The organism is Heyndrickxia ginsengihumi (assembly GCF_011008565.1).
Classification (GTDB): Bacteria; Bacillota; Bacilli; order Bacillales; family Bacillaceae_C; genus Weizmannia; species Weizmannia ginsengihumi.
In genome coordinates this window covers 16,281-35,107 of the sequence record NZ_JAAIWK010000036.1, presented here as the reverse complement: position 1 = coordinate 35,107, position 18,827 = coordinate 16,281, and the positions used below count along the sequence as shown (strand labels likewise).

Genomic DNA, 18,827 nt, shown 5'->3' with positions numbered 1-18,827 from the left:
GTTCGTCCTGAGCCAGGATCAAACTCTCCAAAAAGATGTTTGATATAAGCTCATAAAAAAATTGACGTTTCGTTTTGTTCAGTTTTCAAAGATCAATCATTATAGAAACATATTCATGTCAACTTCACGTTTTTTTATTTCGTATCAGCGACATATATTAATATATCATCTATATTTGTTAAAGTCAACTTCTTTTTCTATTATTTTTCAAAAGGTAGTTTGTTTGTTATTTGCACCTATATAAATCATATAGAAACTATTCATAGGTAGATAAATAATATACTACATTTTTGAAATTGAAGCAATATCTATTTTTTATCAGTAAATAATATTCATAAAAACGGACCAATTGAGGACGATCACATGATAAGATTGACATTAAATAAGATGATAGTGCAAAACGAATGTTACAGATATCTACGGAGACGGAGGTAGCAATGTTTAAAAAGAAGAAACCAATTGCTATGTTTAAAATGATTATTTCGATGATTATATTTGGTTCTATCGGATTTCTTTCAGAGCATACTAACTTACCATCTTTAGAATTAGTATTTGTTCGTTGCTTTTGTGCCACTGTATGTTTAAGCATATTCTGGATATTATCCGGCCAATTTAAAAGAGAAAAATGGTATGGACGGGAAGTTGTTCACACCTTAGTATGCGGTTTTTTTCTTGTATGCAACTGGTTATTTTTATTCAAAGCTTTTGGGGAAACATCTGTTACAATTGCGATTTCAGTCTATCATCTTGCACCTGTACTAGTATTACTATTCGGAAGCATCCTCTATAAGGAAAAGCTAACATTTATTTCTATCATATCTATGATCATTTGTTTTGCTGGAACAATTTTGATCTCAAACACGAGCCTGTACTCTTTTAACCAATTTCTATCGTCTGGAATGATTTGGGCATTGCTCGCTGCCCTATTCTATTGTTTCACAACCTTAACAGGGAAAGGTATTCATCATCTAAGTCCGCTGGCAACGACGATATTGCAAACATTGCTGGGAGTTATGATGCTATGTCCATTTGTCCATTTTCATCTATTTACAAATCTTACTCATTTGAATTGGATTGCCGTTCTAACGACAGGAATTATACATACAGGTATCGTTTATTTGCTATTTTTTGATAGTTTACGTGTTTTGCCTACTACATTAATTTCTATTTTAGTATTTTTAGATCCATGTGTAGCAATTTTATTAGATATCTTATTTACCGGCTTTCATCCTAATCTATTACAAACATTAGGGATTATTTTTATTTTTAGTGGAATGGCTTTTACATTAATTAAAAAAGATAAATCAGTTCGTAAAAATCAAACGGTGCTGGATTGATCATTATAGGAAAAGTCTAATAAACATACTAACATTAGTATGTTTTATTTTTGTTTTAAAAATTTCAAGAACGTGATTTGAATCACAATTCAATTTGTAAAGATGCTTTATGATTAGAACAAATACGAAAGGAAGTGGATTCAAATGGAACTATTTAATGTTGAACAAACAGTTGGAGAAGTTGTGACATTATTTCCTCAATCTGCAGATATTTTTAAGAAAAATCGCATTGATTTTTGTTGCGGTGGAAATATTTCCGTAAAGGATGCCGCTGAAAAGCGCGGACTTTCTGGGGAAGAACTATTATCTACGATTGCTGATCTTTATAAACAAAAAGAACATCGTAATGATCAAAATTGGAATGAAGCAAGCTTTACAGAAATTATTGACCATATTCAGCAAACACATCATCAATTTTTGCAGGAGGAGTTGCCAAGCCTAAGTCCTTATGTATCAAAAGTAATGCGGGTACACGGCGTTAAATATCCTCATCTTGTTGAGCTGTATCATTTATTTAATCAATTAAAAGCTGAGTTTTTAGAGCATACAGAAAAAGAGGATAGTGAACAATTTCCATCCATTAAACAATATGATCACGAACCAACAGTTGAACATTACCAAGAGGCGACAAAAGAATTGACAGATTTAGAGCATGAACACGCTTCTGTTGGTGACATTTTAAAACGAATCCGTGTAATTACAAATGATTATACGCTTCCAGAAGATGCTTGCAGGACGTTCCAGCTCGTATATAAACGATTAGAAAACTTGGAAAACGATACATTCCAACATATTCATTTAGAAAATAATATTTTATTTAAACGCCTGCTTGAACAAGCCAGCTAATAGTTTAAGGAGGCCGGGACAAAAGTATATGTACTAAAGAAAACCCGAATATTTCCGGAGCTGTTTTGTGCAATATTCTTCTTTAGCTAACTACTTTTTAGTTTTGTCCTAACCTCCTTCTATTTATATATAAAAGAAGTTTAGAGCCCCCCTTTTACATCAAGTTTTATTTTTTCTCTTTTCTTCATCATCATGTACTCCTATTCATTTTAAAGCGGCGGATTCGGCGTATCTACAGGAGACACCGCAAGAACCTTGCGACGAGGAGGTCCCTAATCGCCATCGCCAGCCCCTAGAGCGGAAATCAAATTTTCTACAACATGAAGGGTCAGATATTATTATTCTATCTGACCCTTTTCTTTTTCTAACTGAAAAACATCAATTAAGTACTTTCCTTTTGTCTGTGGTATGACAATATTCTTTTCCTTTAGCTGATGTATCGTGCGGCTAATCGTTTCCCTCGTCGTACCAATCATGCTAGCTAAATCACGAATACTGAGCGGAATACTGACAAGCATATATTTATCATCGACCCATTTCCCATGTGAACGCCCTAGACGCAAAAAAAGATTAATAACTTGTATATAAACATTACTTAACATTTGCTCTTCTAGACGATCTTGCAAATCTAAAATCTCTTTACTCATAATCCCATATAATTTTATCGCAATGTTCGGGTGTTGCATTAGGACATTTTCAAAGTCTAAAAGATGAATATACATAAGTGTTGTTGGCACTATAGCAATCGAATTCGCTGGATAATGAATTTTATGAAAAAAACCAACATGCGGGAACATATCCCCCTCATGCAGAAGCGAAACAATTTGTTCTTTTCCATTTATATCATCGCGGTAAATCTTAACTTGTCCCTCTTTAATAAAATAAACGGCTGCCTGTTGTTCATGCTGATAAAAAATATGTGTTCCTTTTTGTACATGCTTTGTCCTGATAGCGGAAGCAATCACGGAGAGATCCTCATTACTTAAGTCCTGAAATAGAGCGATTTGCCGAATCCATTCATGCTTGTTTTCCACAGTCTTCCCTACCTCTCTCCTACAAACATTTAGACATTCTTCTATGAAAAGATTGCTTGTTCAGAAATAGTTTGTTGGATATCTTTTTCAAGTTTATCATCTACTACTTTCGCATCTTCAATGTGTTGAATAATTGTTTTATGTGCTTCGTCAAACAATCCTTTCGCCGCTGTTACTTCTTGTTTCACTTTCAAAGCGTCATCGCGCTGTTGCTGAATAGTGCTCTGAATATCCTCTATATGTTCCTTGCTCGTTTCAATCGTATGTAAAATACGCGCAATTTCTTCTGCTGCCCGACTGCTTACTTCAATACCCCCATTTACAAATTCTGCACTCTTTTCCGTTGCTTTTAAGGAAAAGTCTATTTCACTTTGAATTGTTTCCGTTAACTTTCCAATATGTTCCGTGCTTTTCGCGGTACTCTCTGCTAGTTTACGCACTTCGTCAGCAACAATTGAAAAACCTTTACCATGTTCCCCTGCTCTAGCCGCCTCAATTGATGCATTTAAAGCAAGTAAATTTGTTTGGTTTGCAATATCCTTAATTAATTGGACAATTGTACTAATTTCACTTGATCTATGACTTAATATTGAAATTTGTTCTTTCGTTTCTTTCACTTGATTGCCTAGATGATTGATCACTTCTTTTGCTTTAATGACATATTGACTTCCTGCTTGCGATTCTTTCACCATTTCATTCGCTAAGTTTTTAAGCGCATCTCCTTTTTCAAGTAAAGTGATGGAATGGGCAGATGTTTCTTCTGTAATAAAAGAAACATTATTAAATTTTTCTTCAATTTGCTTTACTAAGTCCCCTAATATATGATGTTGCCCATTTACATGCTCATGTTGCTCAATCGTCGCTGCTAATTCTTCTTGGAAAGCTGAAAGCCAAGTTTTTAAAGCTGTTTTCATTTCCTGCTTTTCCTTTTCAAGTGCATTAACCCGTGATTGTAGTATATATATTTGACTCACTCTATCCTTCTCTTTTGTTTTCCAAAACATATAAATCACTCCTTTTTCTACCCTAATCAAAGATGTTAATTTCATATTACTATAAAAGATGTATAAAAAATACTACTTTAAACTCCATTTTAACCCTTCTATTTTGATTGAAGGCATTCACATCTAGCTTACCGAAAAAGCAGTGCTCTGTCTGTGACTTTTTACCCAAAAAAGAGAGATCGCTCATCTCAAGCAATCTCTCTTTTAAAAGAATATTTTATGATGTAAATGGCTTCGATTCTTCTTGAAGAACGGCACCTTCTGTTTTCTCAAATTCTTTTTCCGTTTTCGATATGACGACGGTTGCCACTGCATTTCCAATAATATTTGTAATGGCACGTGATTCTGACATGAAGCGATCAACACCGATCAGAAGGGCAATCCCTTGAACCGGGATAACCGGAAATGCCGATAATGTTGCTGCTAAAGTGATAAAACCAGATCCTGTTACACCTGCTGCCCCTTTAGATGTCAGCATTAAAATTAATAACAACATAATTTGGTGACTGATTGTTAAATGTACATCATAAGCCTGGGCAATAAAAATGGCCGCCATTGATAAATAAATTGCTGTTCCATCTAAGTTAAAAGAGTAACCTGTTGGTACAACTAAACCGACAACTGATTTTGAACACCCATAGTTTTCAAGTTTCTTCATAAGTGATGGCAAAGCCGATTCAGATGAAGATGTTCCCAGTACGAGCAAAAGCTCTTCTTTTATATAGGCGATAAATTTGAAAATATTAAACCCAAATGCTTTCGCAATTGCGCCGAGAATGACAAGAATAAAAACGATCATTGTAAGATAAACAGATCCCATTAGTTCGGCTATATTTTTCAATGAACCAACGCCAAATTCCCCAATTGTATAGGCCATTGCCCCAAATGCAGCTAACGGAGAAACTCTCATTATCATGCCTACAATTTTGAAGAAAATATCTGTTAATTGTTCGAATAAATGAATGACAGGTTTTGCCTTTTCACCAAGCGATGCAGCTGCGATCCCGAAAAGTATAGCAAAAAATAGAATCGGTAGCAGATCACCTTGAACAAATGCACCAACAACACTATCTGGAATAATACTAGAGATAAAACCGATAAATCCCTCATGGCTGTCCTTTGCCTGTGTTACAAATTGTGAGACGGAACTTGCTTTAGCACCGCTTGTATCAATTCCATGCCCTGGACGAATAAGATTTACCACTATGAGTCCAATTGCTAAAGCAATCGTACTTACAATTTCAAAATAAATAATGGCCTTTCCGCCGATACGGCCGACTTTTTTCAAGTCTCCCATACCGCCAATTCCGATGACAACTGTAAAGAAAATAATTGGCGGTACAAGCATCTTAATTAATTTAATAAACCAGTCAGCAAGAATTTTCAGTTTTGTACTGAAATCCGGAAAAATTAGTCCAATGATAATCCCTACAATGATACCTGTAATGACTTGAACTGTAAGATTTTTGAAATTAATTTTCACTGTTTACACCCCTCGTGTTTACGCTTACAATTTCTCTTATCATCCCATCCATTTAAAATTGTACTACAATCTAACAAGTTTTTAAATAAGATTATTCTAAATATTAAGATTCAATTATTATATGTATATAACATTCAGTGTATTGTATTAATAAGTGTTTTTTGCTTCAGGGATTCACTTTTCGCTTCAATTTGCTAATATGTTTTGCAGATTATCTTCAAGAAGGCGATTAAAAGATAAAGCTGCCCATCAGGACAGCTTTTATATTATGAATTTACAAGTTTAGGTGCTGCTTCATTAATGGCTTGTTCTAATTCTTCTGCATATTGCCGTTTCGTATCATCATCCCAATTGAATAGTTCACCCATATAATTGATTACTGGCTCTTTCCATTTTCGAACCCACTGAATATTAAAATATAAAGATCCTGTACGGCGGATAAAGAAGTCTACTGGTTTAACTGTCATTTCATTTTCAATTGCATACATGAGTTGCGCATAGACCTCTGGAGATAAAGTTTGCGCGTCACTTTGTGGGTGTGCCTTCACCCATTTAAATAGTTCATCTACATTTGATCCATATTTTCCGGCTAAATATTGTGCTTCTTTACTAGAAAGACCATAACGCTCTCCTTCTTGGCTTTTTTCTTTTACGAATTGTGTATAATTGCTGGAGCCGCCTAGATCTCCGCCAGAAATTGGGAGATGCTTCGTTTTACATTCAGAAAAACTCATTCCATATTGCTGTTGTAATTGTTTTGCCACAAGATCAACAACAGTTTCAGCCATTTTACGATAGCCTGTTAACTTTCCGCCAGCGATTGTAATTAAACCTGTTTCTCCTTCCCAGATTTCGTCTTTGCGGGAAATTTCCGATTCAGATTTTCCTTCTTCATAAATGAGGGGACGAACACCTGCCCAACTTGATTCTACATCTTCAGCATTTACCTTTACTGTAGGAAACATATAATGAATAGCTTTCAGAATATACTCAATGTCTTCAGGTAATGGCTTTGGATGAACTGGATCTTGATCATAGAAAGTATCTGTTGTACCTACATATGTTTTTCCATCGCGCGGTATCGCAAAAACCATTCGGCCATCAGGTGTATCAAAGTAAACAGCTTGATTCAACGGGAATACACTTTGGTCAAACACAATGTGGACCCCTTTTGTTAAACGCAATTTTTTCTTGTAGGTTGAATGATCCTTCGTCAAATTACGGTCTACCCATGGGCCTGTCGCATTGACAACTTTTTTTGCCTTCACATGAATGGTTTCACCTGTTAGTTGGTCACGGACAGTTGCCCCGACTACTTTATCATTCTTAAATAAGAAGTCTTCTGCCTTTATATAATTTAGCGCAATCGCTCCTTCTTGAACAGCTGCTTTCATGACTTCAATCGTAAGACGGGCATCATCCGTACGGTACTCTACATAGTAGCCGCCGCCTTTTAATCCATCTTTTTTAACAAGCGGTTCTTTCTGCAATGTTTGTGAAGGGGTCAGCATTGAACGACGCTCAGATTTTTTTACACCAGCAAGAAAATCATATAGTCTTAGGCCGATATTAGTTGTAAACTTTCCGAATGTTCCCCCTTGATGAAAAGGCAACAGCATCCATTCTGGAGTTGTTACGTGCGGACCATTTTCATAAACAATTGCGCGTTCTTTACCCACTTCAGCAACGAGGCCGACTTCAAAGTTCTTTAAATAACGGAGACCTCCATGTACAAGTTTAGTCGATCTGCTTGAAGTACCTGCTGCAAAATCTTGCATTTCTACAAGCGCTACTTTCATTCCTCTTGTTGCCGCATCAAAAGCAATACCTGCCCCTGTTATTCCACCACCAATAATAAATAAATCAAATTCTCCCTTTTTTAAAGCTTCTAGTTGTTCTGCACGATGTTTACTTGAAAATTTCATTATAAATCCTCCCCTGTTTGTAAAAAAACAAAAAGAGACCTGAACAAGTATTATGGTTTTTTTGCCATAAAACTGCTAGGTCTCTCTGTATCTCTTGACATATTATTAACTTATTTATATTATAACAAATCTTTCAATCATTTAAAAGCCATAGTTGCTTGAATTGCCTTTTTCCATCCACTGTATAATTGATCTTTTACATTTTCATCTAAACTTGGCGCAAATCTCTTTTCAACATTCCATTGTTTTGCAATTTCTTCACGGCTTTCCCAGTAGCCAACCGCGAGTCCAGCTAAATATGCTGCGCCTAATGCAGTCGTTTCGCTTACAACCGGCCGTTCTACAGGTACAGAAAGAATATCACTTTGGAATTGCATAAGGAAATTATTCTTCACAGCTCCGCCATCGACACGCAATGTCTTAAGCGGGACATTAGAATCAGCTTCCATTGCTGTTAAAACATCTTTTGTTTGATAAGCTAACGATTCTAATGTTGCTCGAATGAAATGCTCTTTCGTTGTACCTCTTGTTAAACCGAAGACAGCTCCACGTACATCGCTATCCCAATATGGTGTCCCTAAGCCAACAAATGCTGGCACGACATAAACGCCTTCTGTTGATTCTACTTTTGTTGCATAATCTTCACTTTGGGCGCTATCTTTAATCATTCTTAAACCGTCGCGAAGCCATTGGACAGCGGAACCTGCCACGAAAATACTTCCTTCTAATGCATATTCAACCTTTCCATCAATTCCCCATGCTAGCGTCGTCAACAGACCGTGTTTTGACTTTACGCCTTTCTCACCTGTGTTCATGAGCATGAAGCAACCTGTACCGTACGTATTTTTTGCCATGCCTTCTTCAAAACACGCTTGCCCAAATAGTGCCGCTTGCTGGTCACCTGCTACACCGGCAATTGGTACTTCGCAACCAAAGAAATGATACGGAACCGTCTTGGCATATTCATATGAGGATGGTTTCACTTCAGGAAGCATTGATTTCGGTACATCCAGCATTTCCAACAGTTCATCATCCCATTGTAAATCGTAAATATTGTAAAGCAAAGTTCTTGAAGCATTTGAATAGTCTGTTACATGCGCTTTACCGCCAGAAAGCTTCCAAATGAGCCAAGTATCAATTGTACCGAATAAAAGTTCACCTTTTTCAGCACGTTCTCTCGCACCTTCAACATGATCCAAAATCCATTTAATTTTTGTTCCTGAAAAATACGGATCTATTAATAATCCTGTTTTTTCACGAACTAAGTCTTCGTAGCCTTTCTTTTTCAGTTCCTCACAAATCCCTGCTGTTTGCCGTGATTGCCACACGATGGCGTTATAAATTGGGTGTCCTGTTTCTTTATCCCATACAACAGCTGTTTCACGTTGATTCGTAATACCGATAGCTGCGATTTGCTTCGCTTCTATATCTGCCTCCGATAAAACGGTTGCAATTACCGCCAGCACTGAGCCCCATATTTCACTCGCATTATGTTCTACCCATCCCGGTTGTGGGAAATGTTGCGGAATTTCCTTTTGGGCAACCCGAACGACTTCTCCTTTATGATTAAACAAGATTGCTCTTGAACTTGTTGTACCTTGGTCAATTGATAAAATATATTTTTCCATTATGCCACTCTCCTAACCTTCGAACCTACTATTCTTTTTTTTTCCACTATCCATAATATCAGTAAAACAACACAACTAATAGCCAATATATACCAAAAAGATGCTGTCCAATCACCTAAGAACACTGCTCTATAGAATACTCCTCCAAATGAACCTCCTAAAATCGGCCCTATAACAGGAATCCACGCATATGACCAATTTGATGGCCCTTTTCCAGCGATCGGTAAAATAAAGTGAGCGATACGCGGTCCTAAATCACGAGCCGGATTAATTGCATATCCTGTTGTACCGCCTAAAGAAAGTCCAATCGCAACAATTAAAAACCCAACAATAAAAGGGTTAAGCCCTTCTGCGAATTTATTCGCACCAATCGCTAAAATGGCTAACACTAAAATAAAGGTACCAATAAATTCACTTAATAGATTGGCAAAATAGTTTGGTATCGCTGGTCCGGTTGAAAAAACACCTAATTTTGTACCTGGATCTTCCGTTTCCTTCCAGTGCGGTAGAAAATGAAAATATACGACTGTTGCTCCGATAATAGCCCCTATCATTTGAGCCGCAATATAACCCACCACTTTTGACCAAGGAAAACTGCCTTCAAAAGCAAGCGCAATCGTTAAGGCAGGATTTAAATGAGCACCGCTAAATTTTCCTACTGCATATGCTGCAATCGCAACGGCAAGGCCCCAGCCGAAAGAAATAACAATCCAGCCGCTATTATGAGCAAATGATTTTTTTAAATTTACATTGGCACAAACACCTGCACCGAAAATAACTAATATGGCTGTTCCAATTAATTCTCCGAGATATGCATTCATTGTTCTCTTCCCCTTCCATCCATGCCATTCATAAGGTTACCCTTAACCCCTTATATATGAAGGTTCCTCCCTTCCAAAAGAAAAGAACAAGAAAACCCAATTCCGTATAAAATACGATACGAATTACTGGGCTCCTTGTTCTCCTGCGCAATTATTAACTTGAGATTATGATAACGCTTTCTTCACATTTTGTCAACATTTCATTCAAACATTTTTAACAAATACTTATTGTTTGGTTTTAATAGATCCGCTCCTGAAAAAAGTAGTTAAATTCGCGCAAGGATGCTCGCCTTCCACGGGGGGATGCTGATCCTCATCGCCGTTTCACGCCTGCAAAGTCTCATCTATCTTACTTTTCCCGCAGGAGTCTCACAACTTAGGATGCTTAGAATCTTGAATAAAGATAACGATCTTCTATTTGGTTAAATATCCACTTTTTATAATAAAGTTTAATGGTTTCTTATAGCATTAAAGCACCCCTTTAGAGTTAAGGCAACTAATCGCAGTGTTGGAGAATGACAATATTGTTATTTCATTTTATATAATACCTAAAACATTATAACCCTGTTCCAAAATGAGGACAGGGTAACATAATGTTGTTTATTTTTTAATAAAAACACTTTGCCGAAACTTAAAACATACTAATGAAGTCATGTGAATACTAGGTGACTTCTTCATACAGTTACTTCTGCACGATTTGAATAAGGTTGCCGCATGTATCATCAAAGACAGCCAATGTGACTCCGTCCATTTCTGTCGGCTCAACAGTAAACTTCACTCCATGTTTGATTAATCGGTCGTATTCTTCGCAGACATCTGCAACACCAAACATTGTCGCTGGGATGCCCTCAGCAAATATCTTGTTTTGATACTCTGCGGCCGCAGGATGGTTATTCGGTTCAAGCAAAAGCTCGGTACCATCTTGATCATGAGGTGAAACGAGGGCTATCCACCTAAATTCTCCGACGGGAACATCATGCTTTTTTACAAATCCTAGCGTTTCTGTATAAAACTTTAGTGCCTTCTCTTGGTCTTGAACAAAGATACTAGTAACAATGATTTGCATAATGTGTTTCCTCCTTCTATTTCTGAGGTATGAAACTCTACTAACAGTCTTGCACAAATCAGAAAAATTTTTAAGTGGTTCGTTGTTAAATGTAGGTACTCGATATATTCCCTTTCGTTTTGATTTCCCGCGCCTTCCATCTTCCAATACAGAAATATGTTTAGCGATCTCCTGCCGTGAAATGGAAAGGCTGTGCTTCATAATGAGACGTGCCGTAGGTTATAGAATGGCAGCTTGCTTTTAAATATAGCTTCTTTGTCCCAATTCATATTTTATATATAAGCAACTCCATACAACTATACGGTTGCGTAATCATGCAATCAAACATGTTTAAGCACACGTTGAATGTTTATATTTTCAGCAAGTTTCTTGTTGAATAAACCTGCTCTATCATAAAAAAATCCTGCAATAACAGGATTTCAATCAAACTTTTTATTAAAATTCATCCCATAGATGTGTATTTGAAGTGGTAATTGCTTCTGCGCCTGCTTTAATTGCTTGCTCTACTTCTTCTTTCGTACGAATAAGTCCGCCTGCAAAAATCGGGATTTGCAGTCTTTCTTTTACTTCTTGGATCATCCATGGCATAATGCCAGGCAATACTTCAATATAATCTGGTCTTGTACGTTCTACTAATTTGTAACTTTTCTCAAGAGCATGGGAATCAATTAAAAACATTCTTTGTACAGACTTTACACCTTTTTGCTTCGCCTTTTGAATTACATTTGACTTTGTAGAAATTAACCCATATGGCTTGTACTCTTGGCAAATATATTCAGTTGCATATTCATCATTTTTAATCCCTTGTATAAGATCGACGTGATAGATCATTTTTTTATTGTACTCTTTAGCCATTTTAGCAACATTTTTCAACTGTGCAATATGCATTTCTAGAAAAACACCAATCTGATAATCACTTTGTAAAAATTTTTCGAATTCACGCATATTTGCTGAGGCTGGTAATATTTTTCGTTTAAAAGCCATAATCTTCATCCTTTTTTCTATTAAGCGAAGCCACCATTCACTGATGGCGATGGTGACCTCATTCTCATTTTATTCGATCACATACAATTCTTTCGGAACTACATCTAATAATGTTGATGGCTGTTCATTTACAACGAGCACTAGATGATGCATTGCCCGCGTACAAACTGTATATAGCAATGTACGCTCAGATTCCTTCGCATATGTTTTATTTGAAGCATCCAGTATTATCACACTGTCAAACTCCAATCCTTTTGCAAGGTACGAAGGTAAAATGATCATCCCCTCCGGCAGCTCGCTATATTCTTTATCAATTAATGTGACATCCAGCTCATCTTTCAGCTGCTCATATACTTTTTCACATTGTCTCTTTGACTTTCCAATGAGTGCAACAGAGCTGCTTTTTTGTGCTAACATTTTAGCATGTTTTTTGATTTTTTCAATGGCATCTCCAGAATTACTAGCAATCGTCACAATTGGAAGCTCACCTGGCCGTTCAAACCAATCAATTTTTTCGCCATTTGGCAGCAGCTCTTTCGTAAATTTCGTAATAGCTGATGTTGAGCGGTAGCTTTTTGTTAAGTAAACAATTTCAGCCTTTTCTTCCCCAAAAATTTCATGTGCCATTTTTAGCGGTGAATTCGTTGCACTGCCAAAAATAGACTGATTCAAATCACCAAGCATTGTAAATTTGCTATAAGGAAATAGGAAACGCATATAGGCAAGCTGAATTGGCGAGTAGTCTTGAATTTCATCGATAAAAACGTATTTTATCGAATTAGAAGGCTTCTTCCCAGTCAGCAAGTCTAATAAATACATATATGGGACTGTATCTTCGAAAAGCAATGTTCCATTTCGAAACGCCGTTAATGTTTGCTTTATAAGTACGCTTTCTCCTTTTTGTTTTAGAAACTGCAAATATTGTGCATTTATATTGAAATAGCGATATTGTTTAATGTACTTTCGTATTTTGCGGAAGCGATGGTTTACGATTTTCTTGGCTAAAAATTCTTTTTCATAGTCATGCCCTTTAAAATCGTCCTTATCCTTTCTCACTCTTTTTGCCGCGTAACGATAGGCTTCTTGAAATTGCTTACGATCAAGCAGTTCTATTTCCTCCTCTACCCACGGCTTTTTACGTTCATTTTTCGCAACTTCCTGCAATCTTTTTAAAAGTTGTTTTGTGACAAGCTGAAAGCGATTCGGCAAAGAATACCGATCTTCATATTGATAAAAGAGATCAGCAATTTCCTCTTTTGAAATGATCACCTCGCCTTTGAAACGAATATCACGAAAAACAATTCCTCCTTTTAATAATTGTTTTGCATACTCCCCTATCTCGTGGAAAAATCGTAAACTGCCTTTTATTTCAATGGACTGTGCGCGTTCATTTGTTTCTTCTTCAGTTAAACTCTCTTCCATTTGCTCAAGCAAGCTCTCAACCTTTAAAGATGGACCAACATGATGCTGCGTATATTCAAGAAAAGTCGTTTGAACCATATTTTGTTCACCAAGCTCAGGCAACACTTTCGAAATATAGTGATTAAACAACTGATTTGGTGAAAATAATACGATTTGTTCAGAATGCAACGAATCACGATACCGGTAAAGTAAATAGGCAATCCTTTGTAAGGCAACGGATGTTTTTCCACTTCCAGCAGCACCTTGTACAAACAATAAATTGCTTGATACATTGCGGATAATTTGGTTTTGCTCTTTTTGAATGGTAGCAACAATATTTTTCATATGGGTATCAGCCTGTGATCCAAGGATCTCCTGCAACATTTCATCCCCAATGGAAACACCTGTATCAAAAAGCGCCTGAATTTTACCCGATCGGATTAAAAATTGCCTTTTCAAATCCATAATGCCCTCACGAACGCCGTCTGGAGCCTGATATGATACAGGACCCGGCACTCCATCATAATAAATGCTTGAAATCGGGGCGCGCCAATCATAAACAAGATATTCATCCCCATCTAAATAAGAGGAAATCCCAATATAAATCGATTCAGGCGGTTCCTCTCCTTCATGGAAATCCACACGGGCGAAGTAAGGAGAATAGATTAAACGATCTAATGTTTTAATTTCCTCTTCCATATGTCCATAGCTTCGTTCACGTTCCGCAAGCAATTCTGCTTGTTGCGTTACACTGGCATATGTTTCAATGACATCATCCGGTTCATCGAAGTTAACCGTTACATCGTCCCAAAATGTATTTCGAATTTCCTTTGCTTCTCCTTGCACACTTTTGGAACGTGCAAGAAGCGTTTCCTTTTCTTCTTTCATTTTAGAAATTGTATAATCAACCCGTTCCTGCTCCTGTATCCATTCCTTATCTTGAGTCATGATCAACACCGTCCCTTATTTGATGCAAAATAGTTGACACATATCCATTAAATGTGATATAGTATTATTGGATATTTTTATTTTTTAATAAATATCGTTTGCATCTGTTAGTATATCATATTTTATCTCTTCTTACCATTCGTTTATTCTCCATTCTTATTCGAAAGACAACCTCTTTCATTCTTCATTTTTTTGAATAGCTCATTATCTTTCTACAAACAATATTTCCACTATGTTTTTTAGACGTTTTCTAGACTCATCCTGTTAAAAAAGGGTACAATGTAAAGACCAACTTTAATAGATGAGTAATTGAGGTGTCATTATGCTAAGTACTCGCGAATCATTAGCGCGAAAAGTCGCATGGATTAGTGTTTGGAGCAATGTCGTATTAATGGTTGGAAAAACGGTTGTCGGCTGGTTCGGACATAGTGACGCCGTTTTCGCAGATGGGATTCATTCAGCAGCTGATGTTTTTGCATCTGTTATCGTTCTTTTAGTCATCAAAGTAGCAAATAAACCAGCTGATGAAGAACATCCATACGGACATGGTAAAGCAGAGGTCATTGTTTCAGGCATCGTCGGTCTTATTCTTCTTTTAGTTGCGTTTTATGTCGTCTTTGAAGCTATAATCGGATTTTTCCATCCGCTGCAGTCTCCATCTATTCTTGCTTTATGGGTTGCGCTTTTTTCGTATCTTTTAAAAGAATTGTTATACCGCTATTCTTTAAATGTAGCCACTAAAAATAATAGTAAAGCGATTGAAGCAATTGCCTATGATCATAAAGCAGATATTGTAGCATCTATCGCCGCTGCCATCGGTGTTGTTTTATCGTTAATTGGAGAATATCTTCATCTCTCCTTCCTATTATACGGTGATAAAGTAGCGAGTATTTTTGTCGCCTATTTAATTTTCCGAATTTCGCAGGGGATTTTAGCTGAATCTTTTAATATTTTAATGGAGAGCAATGTAAATCATGACTTAATGAAGGAATTAGAAGAGACGATTCATTCATTTCCTGATGTGAGACGAATTGACCGTGTTCGTGCGCGTGAGCATGGTAATTACATACTTGTCGATATTCGCATTTCAATTGACTACAACAAAACCATCAAAGAAGGCCATGATCTCGGCAAACAAATTAAACAAGCTTTAATGAAAAGAAATGACCATATCCAAGAAGTGCTTATTCATTTAAATCCATATTTTCCGGATGATAAACAATAAGATTAAGTTTAATCCTGAGCTCAATTTTTAAACAGGATTAAAATAAAATTGGCCTCAAACAGTTAGATTCCACCACTAACTTTTGGGGTTTTTTATATAGTACTGGATTAAATATATATATAAGGAACAGTCTTAATGCATATCTATCTATATTAGTGTGGGCTTTTCGGGATAAACCCTTTTATGATTATCATCAATATTCTTAATGTGAAATAATAAAACACTATATTAAAAAGAAAGTTCCACAGCGAAAATCCAATTCTCCAGTTACTGGCATAACTCAATACTTCTGCAGGACAACCATAATGGTGATATTCACCAATAACTTTCATGCCAAGATTTGGAATCATGGCAGTAATTACAGTAATCATAACACTTAGAATCAATAAATTTCTTTTTGTAACAAGTTTCTTCATGAATTTCTCCCTTTACCATTGATGATTATTGCTTATAATCTTTTTTCTTTTCCTTGCTGAAAATCTTGATTAACTTAAAAACAATGATCACGCTATATACTATCGTTATTATCCAAATATAAGTTGTGGGCATGTCGCTCCAAAATATAAAAAAAATAAACAGCAATATATACATTATTAAATCAAATATATGTTGTTTTTTACTCCTCATAAAAAGTTCCCCCCCCTTTTTATTAAACATCCCAATCTTCACTTTGAGGAATAACAAATGTTTAGCCCCTCTTCATTTTCCTTAACAAATCTTATCCTCCCTATGATTTTTTCTGAATATTTTATTCGATTCCATATTCTCAATGAAAGCTTCGAAGGTCAATAATCTTTTTTAATAATTGAGGTTAAAAAAAGTAGCTTATTTTAAGTATCATTCTTATCATTTCGTAATAATTGTTGGTACAGTTATTTACTAGCAAGAGAATAAAAAAGTTCACATGAATAGAAACCCTCTCCTAGGCCAGAGCACAAAAAAGGCCAGCCATTACGGCTGACTTTTTTAAAATGTAATAATCCCTAAAATGAGTGCTACAATAATCATTACGAGCGCTGAACCACAAGCCCATTTTAAGAATGATCGCTGTAAATCACCGAATTCTGCACCAACCATTCCAACAAGCAAATAAGTAGATGGCACAAGCGGACTTAATAAGTGCACTGGCAACCCTAACAAAGATGCTCTACCAATTACAGCAGGATCTATTCCATAAGCCGAAGCCGCTTTTGCAATCAGTGGCAACACACCGAAATAAAAAGCATCATTAGACATAAAGAATGTAAATGGCGCACTAATAATAGCAGTAATGACAGCAAAATGCGGTCCTAATGCAGCAGGTACATGTGAAATTAGTGTATTCGCCATTGCATCAATCATTTTCGTCCCTGACAGAATGCCTGTGAAAATGCCAGCCGCAAAAATCATTGAAACAACCGATAACGCATTAGATGCATATGAGGCGATTCTCTCCTTTTGCATATCCATATGCGGATAATTCACCATAATCGCAATCGCAAATCCAATCATAAACAAAATTGGCGTAGGCAATACTTCCATAATCAGTCCTACTAACAAAGCAATCGTTAATATACCGTTAAAAAGAATAAGTTTTGGACGTTTCGCGTTTTCTCCTGCACCAGTAGCAACAGCCGCCGCCTGTTGTGCCAAAGTATCTTTATCAATATTAAGAATGCCGATTCTTTTTCTTTCTTTACGTCCAAGATAATAAGCAATAAACAATACGAACAAAACGCCGCCAATCATCGATGGGATAACTGGTGTGAAAAGATCGGATGAATCGAGTCCGAGTGCACTCATCGCCCTCGCCGTTGGACCTCCCCACGGCAATAAGTTCATGACACCTGAACCAGAAACGGCCAACCCCGCTAAAATTAGCGGCCGCATGCCAATTCTTTTATAGAGCGGAAACATTGCGGAAATCGCAATCATATATGTTGTTGTACCATCTCCATCAAGTGAAACCATAATAACTAAAATTGCTGTACCGATTGCAATTTTCAGCGGATCCCCTTTTACTATCTTTAATATTTTCGAAATAACCGGGTCAAACAAACCTGCATCAATCATAATCCCAAAATATAAAATGGCGAATAAAATCATAATTCCTGTCGGAGCGACACTTGTTACGCCATCAAGCGCCATTTTTCCAATTCCTTTCCAAAAGCCACCGATTATTGCAAAAATAATTGGAATGACCATCAATGCAATCATGGCTGATAACCGTTTTGTCATAATTAAAAACATGAAAACAATAATCATTAAAAATCCTAAAATCGCAAGCATCATACCACCCCTTCGTTCTTTATTATCAGTTTATTAAAAATAATTAACTCTGTAAGCGTTTTCAACATTAATGAATTAAGAATCATTTTGGCAATTTTGTTCATTTTGTTCACAGGGAATTGGATCGTTCACTTTTAAAGCTTTTTCAGTTTTTAGCAGTTGGATTTCAGTCTAAAACAACATATATTGGTCAATTCTCCAAACAAATCAGTCCCAACACGTTTCAGGGTAATAAAAGAAAACCCCTTTGAGGAATTAATGATCTCAAAGGGGTTTAGCAGTCTTATTGTAATTCATTTTCAACGGATTTACTATACGCCGCATGCCATTTTTCCCACTCATCTTTTGGAAACGCTCTTGGATGGCCATCTAACAAAGCTGATAAAAGATCCAAGCAAACATGCCATCCTGCCAAATCTATTGATGTATGGTCGGTTAATGTCGAAATAAACTCCTTTAATATTACTAAGCAACCATCGGAAGTTGGAAACAATTCAAAACGTACGCGATCCTCTCCCCATGTATATTCAAGAACTGAGTATTCCTTAACATCTAAAATGTTAATGTCAAAACATTTCCCGGAGCCATCTTTCATGTCAAATTTAATGGTACCTCCCTTTCGAAGGTCTTGTATTTGAAGATTAGGCATCCATCTTTCCAATTTATCATTCTCGGTTAAAGCGGCCCAAACTCGACTAACAGAATATTTGAAAGGACGGTTAAACTTGGCGATATAACCACTCTCCAATTTTTCTATTACAGCTAGCATCCTCATAGTCCTCCTTTAAATATGACTGTTTATCGTAGCTTTGTTGCTCTTTTACCAAATTGTTCTCTAGGAAAATCATACCTACGAG

The 18,827-nt window shown here is 36.5% G+C and carries 15 protein-coding genes and 1 pseudogene; 3 read left to right on the top strand and 13 right to left on the bottom strand.

Going from position 1 to position 18,827, the window contains the following annotated elements:
- The first annotated feature begins 437 nt into the window (after positions 1-437).
- Together G4D61_RS16405 and ric are read left to right on the top strand one after the other, a co-directional pair.
- Positions 438-1,337, top strand: a complete 900-nt coding sequence (locus G4D61_RS16405; RefSeq protein ID WP_429889128.1) for a DMT family transporter — start codon at positions 438-440, stop codon at positions 1,335-1,337.
- A 144-nt stretch (positions 1,338-1,481) separates the two neighbouring features.
- Entirely contained in the window at positions 1,482-2,183 is a 702-nt protein-coding gene (gene ric / locus G4D61_RS16400) for an iron-sulfur cluster repair di-iron protein (RefSeq protein WP_025731050.1), read from the top strand.
- A gap of 338 nt (positions 2,184-2,521) precedes the next feature.
- Here the strand turns inward: ric and G4D61_RS18570 are convergent, their stop codons facing one another.
- The 10 genes and pseudogenes from G4D61_RS18570 to helD form a co-directional block, all read right to left on the bottom strand.
- Positions 2,522-3,217: a Crp/Fnr family transcriptional regulator gene (locus G4D61_RS18570; protein WP_025731049.1), complete on the bottom strand. Its 696-nt coding sequence runs from the start codon at positions 3,215-3,217 to the stop codon at positions 2,522-2,524.
- Between the two features lie 41 nt (positions 3,218-3,258).
- A complete protein-coding gene (locus G4D61_RS16390; RefSeq protein WP_035354695.1) occupies positions 3,259-4,221 on the bottom strand; it encodes a methyl-accepting chemotaxis protein in 963 nt (320 codons plus the stop codon).
- 217 nt (positions 4,222-4,438) lie between these two features.
- Positions 4,439-5,704, bottom strand: coding sequence for a dicarboxylate/amino acid:cation symporter (locus G4D61_RS16385; protein WP_035354693.1), 1,266 nt, complete (start codon positions 5,702-5,704; stop codon positions 4,439-4,441).
- Between the two features lie 266 nt (positions 5,705-5,970).
- On the bottom strand, positions 5,971-7,629 hold the full coding sequence (locus G4D61_RS16380; RefSeq protein ID WP_035354691.1) for a glycerol-3-phosphate dehydrogenase/oxidase: 1,659 nt from the start codon (positions 7,627-7,629) through the stop codon (positions 5,971-5,973).
- A 137-nt stretch (positions 7,630-7,766) separates the two neighbouring features.
- Positions 7,767-9,257: a glycerol kinase GlpK gene (glpK, locus tag G4D61_RS16375; protein WP_025731045.1), complete on the bottom strand. Its 1,491-nt coding sequence runs from the start codon at positions 9,255-9,257 to the stop codon at positions 7,767-7,769.
- A complete protein-coding gene (locus tag G4D61_RS16370) occupies positions 9,257-10,078 on the bottom strand; it encodes an MIP/aquaporin family protein (RefSeq protein ID WP_025731044.1) in 822 nt (273 codons plus the stop codon). Before G4D61_RS16370 ends, glpK begins: the two co-directional genes overlap by 1 nt.
- A 682-nt stretch (positions 10,079-10,760) precedes the next feature.
- Positions 10,761-11,144 (bottom strand): methylglyoxalase, encoded by a 384-nt coding sequence (locus G4D61_RS16365; protein ID WP_025731043.1) that lies wholly within the window; start codon positions 11,142-11,144, stop codon positions 10,761-10,763.
- A 66-nt stretch (positions 11,145-11,210) separates the two neighbouring features.
- A pseudogene (locus G4D61_RS18265) lies at positions 11,211-11,413 on the bottom strand (transcriptional regulator); the annotation flags it as partial.
- A gap of 166 nt (positions 11,414-11,579) precedes the next feature.
- Complete coding sequence (locus tag G4D61_RS16360) at positions 11,580-12,128, bottom strand: glycerol-3-phosphate responsive antiterminator (RefSeq protein WP_025731042.1); 549 nt, start codon at positions 12,126-12,128, stop codon at positions 11,580-11,582.
- Positions 12,129-12,197: 69 nt separating this feature from the next.
- A complete protein-coding gene (helD, locus tag G4D61_RS16355; RefSeq protein WP_025731041.1) occupies positions 12,198-14,477 on the bottom strand; it encodes an RNA polymerase recycling motor HelD in 2,280 nt (759 codons plus the stop codon).
- A 322-nt stretch (positions 14,478-14,799) separates the two neighbouring features.
- Here helD and G4D61_RS16350 point away from each other — a divergent pair, with 322 nt between their 5' ends.
- Positions 14,800-15,702 carry a cation diffusion facilitator family transporter gene (locus tag G4D61_RS16350; RefSeq protein ID WP_025731040.1) on the top strand — a complete coding sequence of 301 codons (903 nt, stop codon included), beginning with the start codon at positions 14,800-14,802 and terminating at the stop codon, positions 15,700-15,702.
- Positions 15,703-15,854: 152 nt separating this feature from the next.
- Here the strand turns inward: G4D61_RS16350 and G4D61_RS16345 are convergent, their stop codons facing one another.
- From G4D61_RS16345 to G4D61_RS16335, 3 genes are all read right to left on the bottom strand, one after another.
- Positions 15,855-16,118, bottom strand: coding sequence for a hypothetical protein (locus tag G4D61_RS16345; RefSeq protein WP_025731039.1), 264 nt, complete (start codon positions 16,116-16,118; stop codon positions 15,855-15,857).
- 550 nt (positions 16,119-16,668) lie between these two features.
- Complete coding sequence (locus G4D61_RS16340; RefSeq protein ID WP_025731037.1) at positions 16,669-17,970, bottom strand: CitMHS family transporter; 1,302 nt, start codon at positions 17,968-17,970, stop codon at positions 16,669-16,671.
- A 283-nt stretch (positions 17,971-18,253) separates the two neighbouring features.
- Positions 18,254-18,739, bottom strand: a complete 486-nt coding sequence (locus G4D61_RS16335; protein WP_035354679.1) for an SRPBCC family protein — start codon at positions 18,737-18,739, stop codon at positions 18,254-18,256.
- Positions 18,740-18,827 lie beyond the last annotated feature (88 nt).

Bases quoted from the DNA above. Each gene is read 5' to 3' on its own strand.
- G4D61_RS16370 (WP_025731044.1), bottom strand. From the start codon at position 10,078: ATGAATGCATATCTCGGAGAATTAATTGGAACAGCCATATTAGTTATT.
- G4D61_RS16390 (WP_035354695.1), bottom strand. From the start codon at position 4,221: ATGTTTTGGAAAACAAAAGAGAAGGATAGAGTGAGTCAAATATATATA.
- G4D61_RS16365 (WP_025731043.1), bottom strand. From the start codon at position 11,144: ATGCAAATCATTGTTACTAGTATCTTTGTTCAAGACCAAGAGAAGGCA.
- helD (WP_025731041.1), bottom strand. From the start codon at position 14,477: ATGACTCAAGATAAGGAATGGATACAGGAGCAGGAACGGGTTGATTAT.
- ric (WP_025731050.1), top strand. From the start codon at position 1,482: ATGGAACTATTTAATGTTGAACAAACAGTTGGAGAAGTTGTGACATTA.
- G4D61_RS16350 (WP_025731040.1), top strand. From the start codon at position 14,800: ATGCTAAGTACTCGCGAATCATTAGCGCGAAAAGTCGCATGGATTAGT.
- G4D61_RS16345 (WP_025731039.1), bottom strand. From the start codon at position 16,118: ATGAAGAAACTTGTTACAAAAAGAAATTTATTGATTCTAAGTGTTATG.
- G4D61_RS16360 (WP_025731042.1), bottom strand. From the start codon at position 12,128: ATGGCTTTTAAACGAAAAATATTACCAGCCTCAGCAAATATGCGTGAA.
- G4D61_RS16340 (WP_025731037.1), bottom strand. From the start codon at position 17,970: ATGCTTGCGATTTTAGGATTTTTAATGATTATTGTTTTCATGTTTTTA.
- G4D61_RS16335 (WP_035354679.1), bottom strand. From the start codon at position 18,739: ATGCTAGCTGTAATAGAAAAATTGGAGAGTGGTTATATCGCCAAGTTT.
- G4D61_RS16405 (WP_429889128.1), top strand. From the start codon at position 438: ATGTTTAAAAAGAAGAAACCAATTGCTATGTTTAAAATGATTATTTCG.
- glpK (WP_025731045.1), bottom strand. From the start codon at position 9,257: ATGGAAAAATATATTTTATCAATTGACCAAGGTACAACAAGTTCAAGA.
- G4D61_RS16380 (WP_035354691.1), bottom strand. From the start codon at position 7,629: ATGAAATTTTCAAGTAAACATCGTGCAGAACAACTAGAAGCTTTAAAA.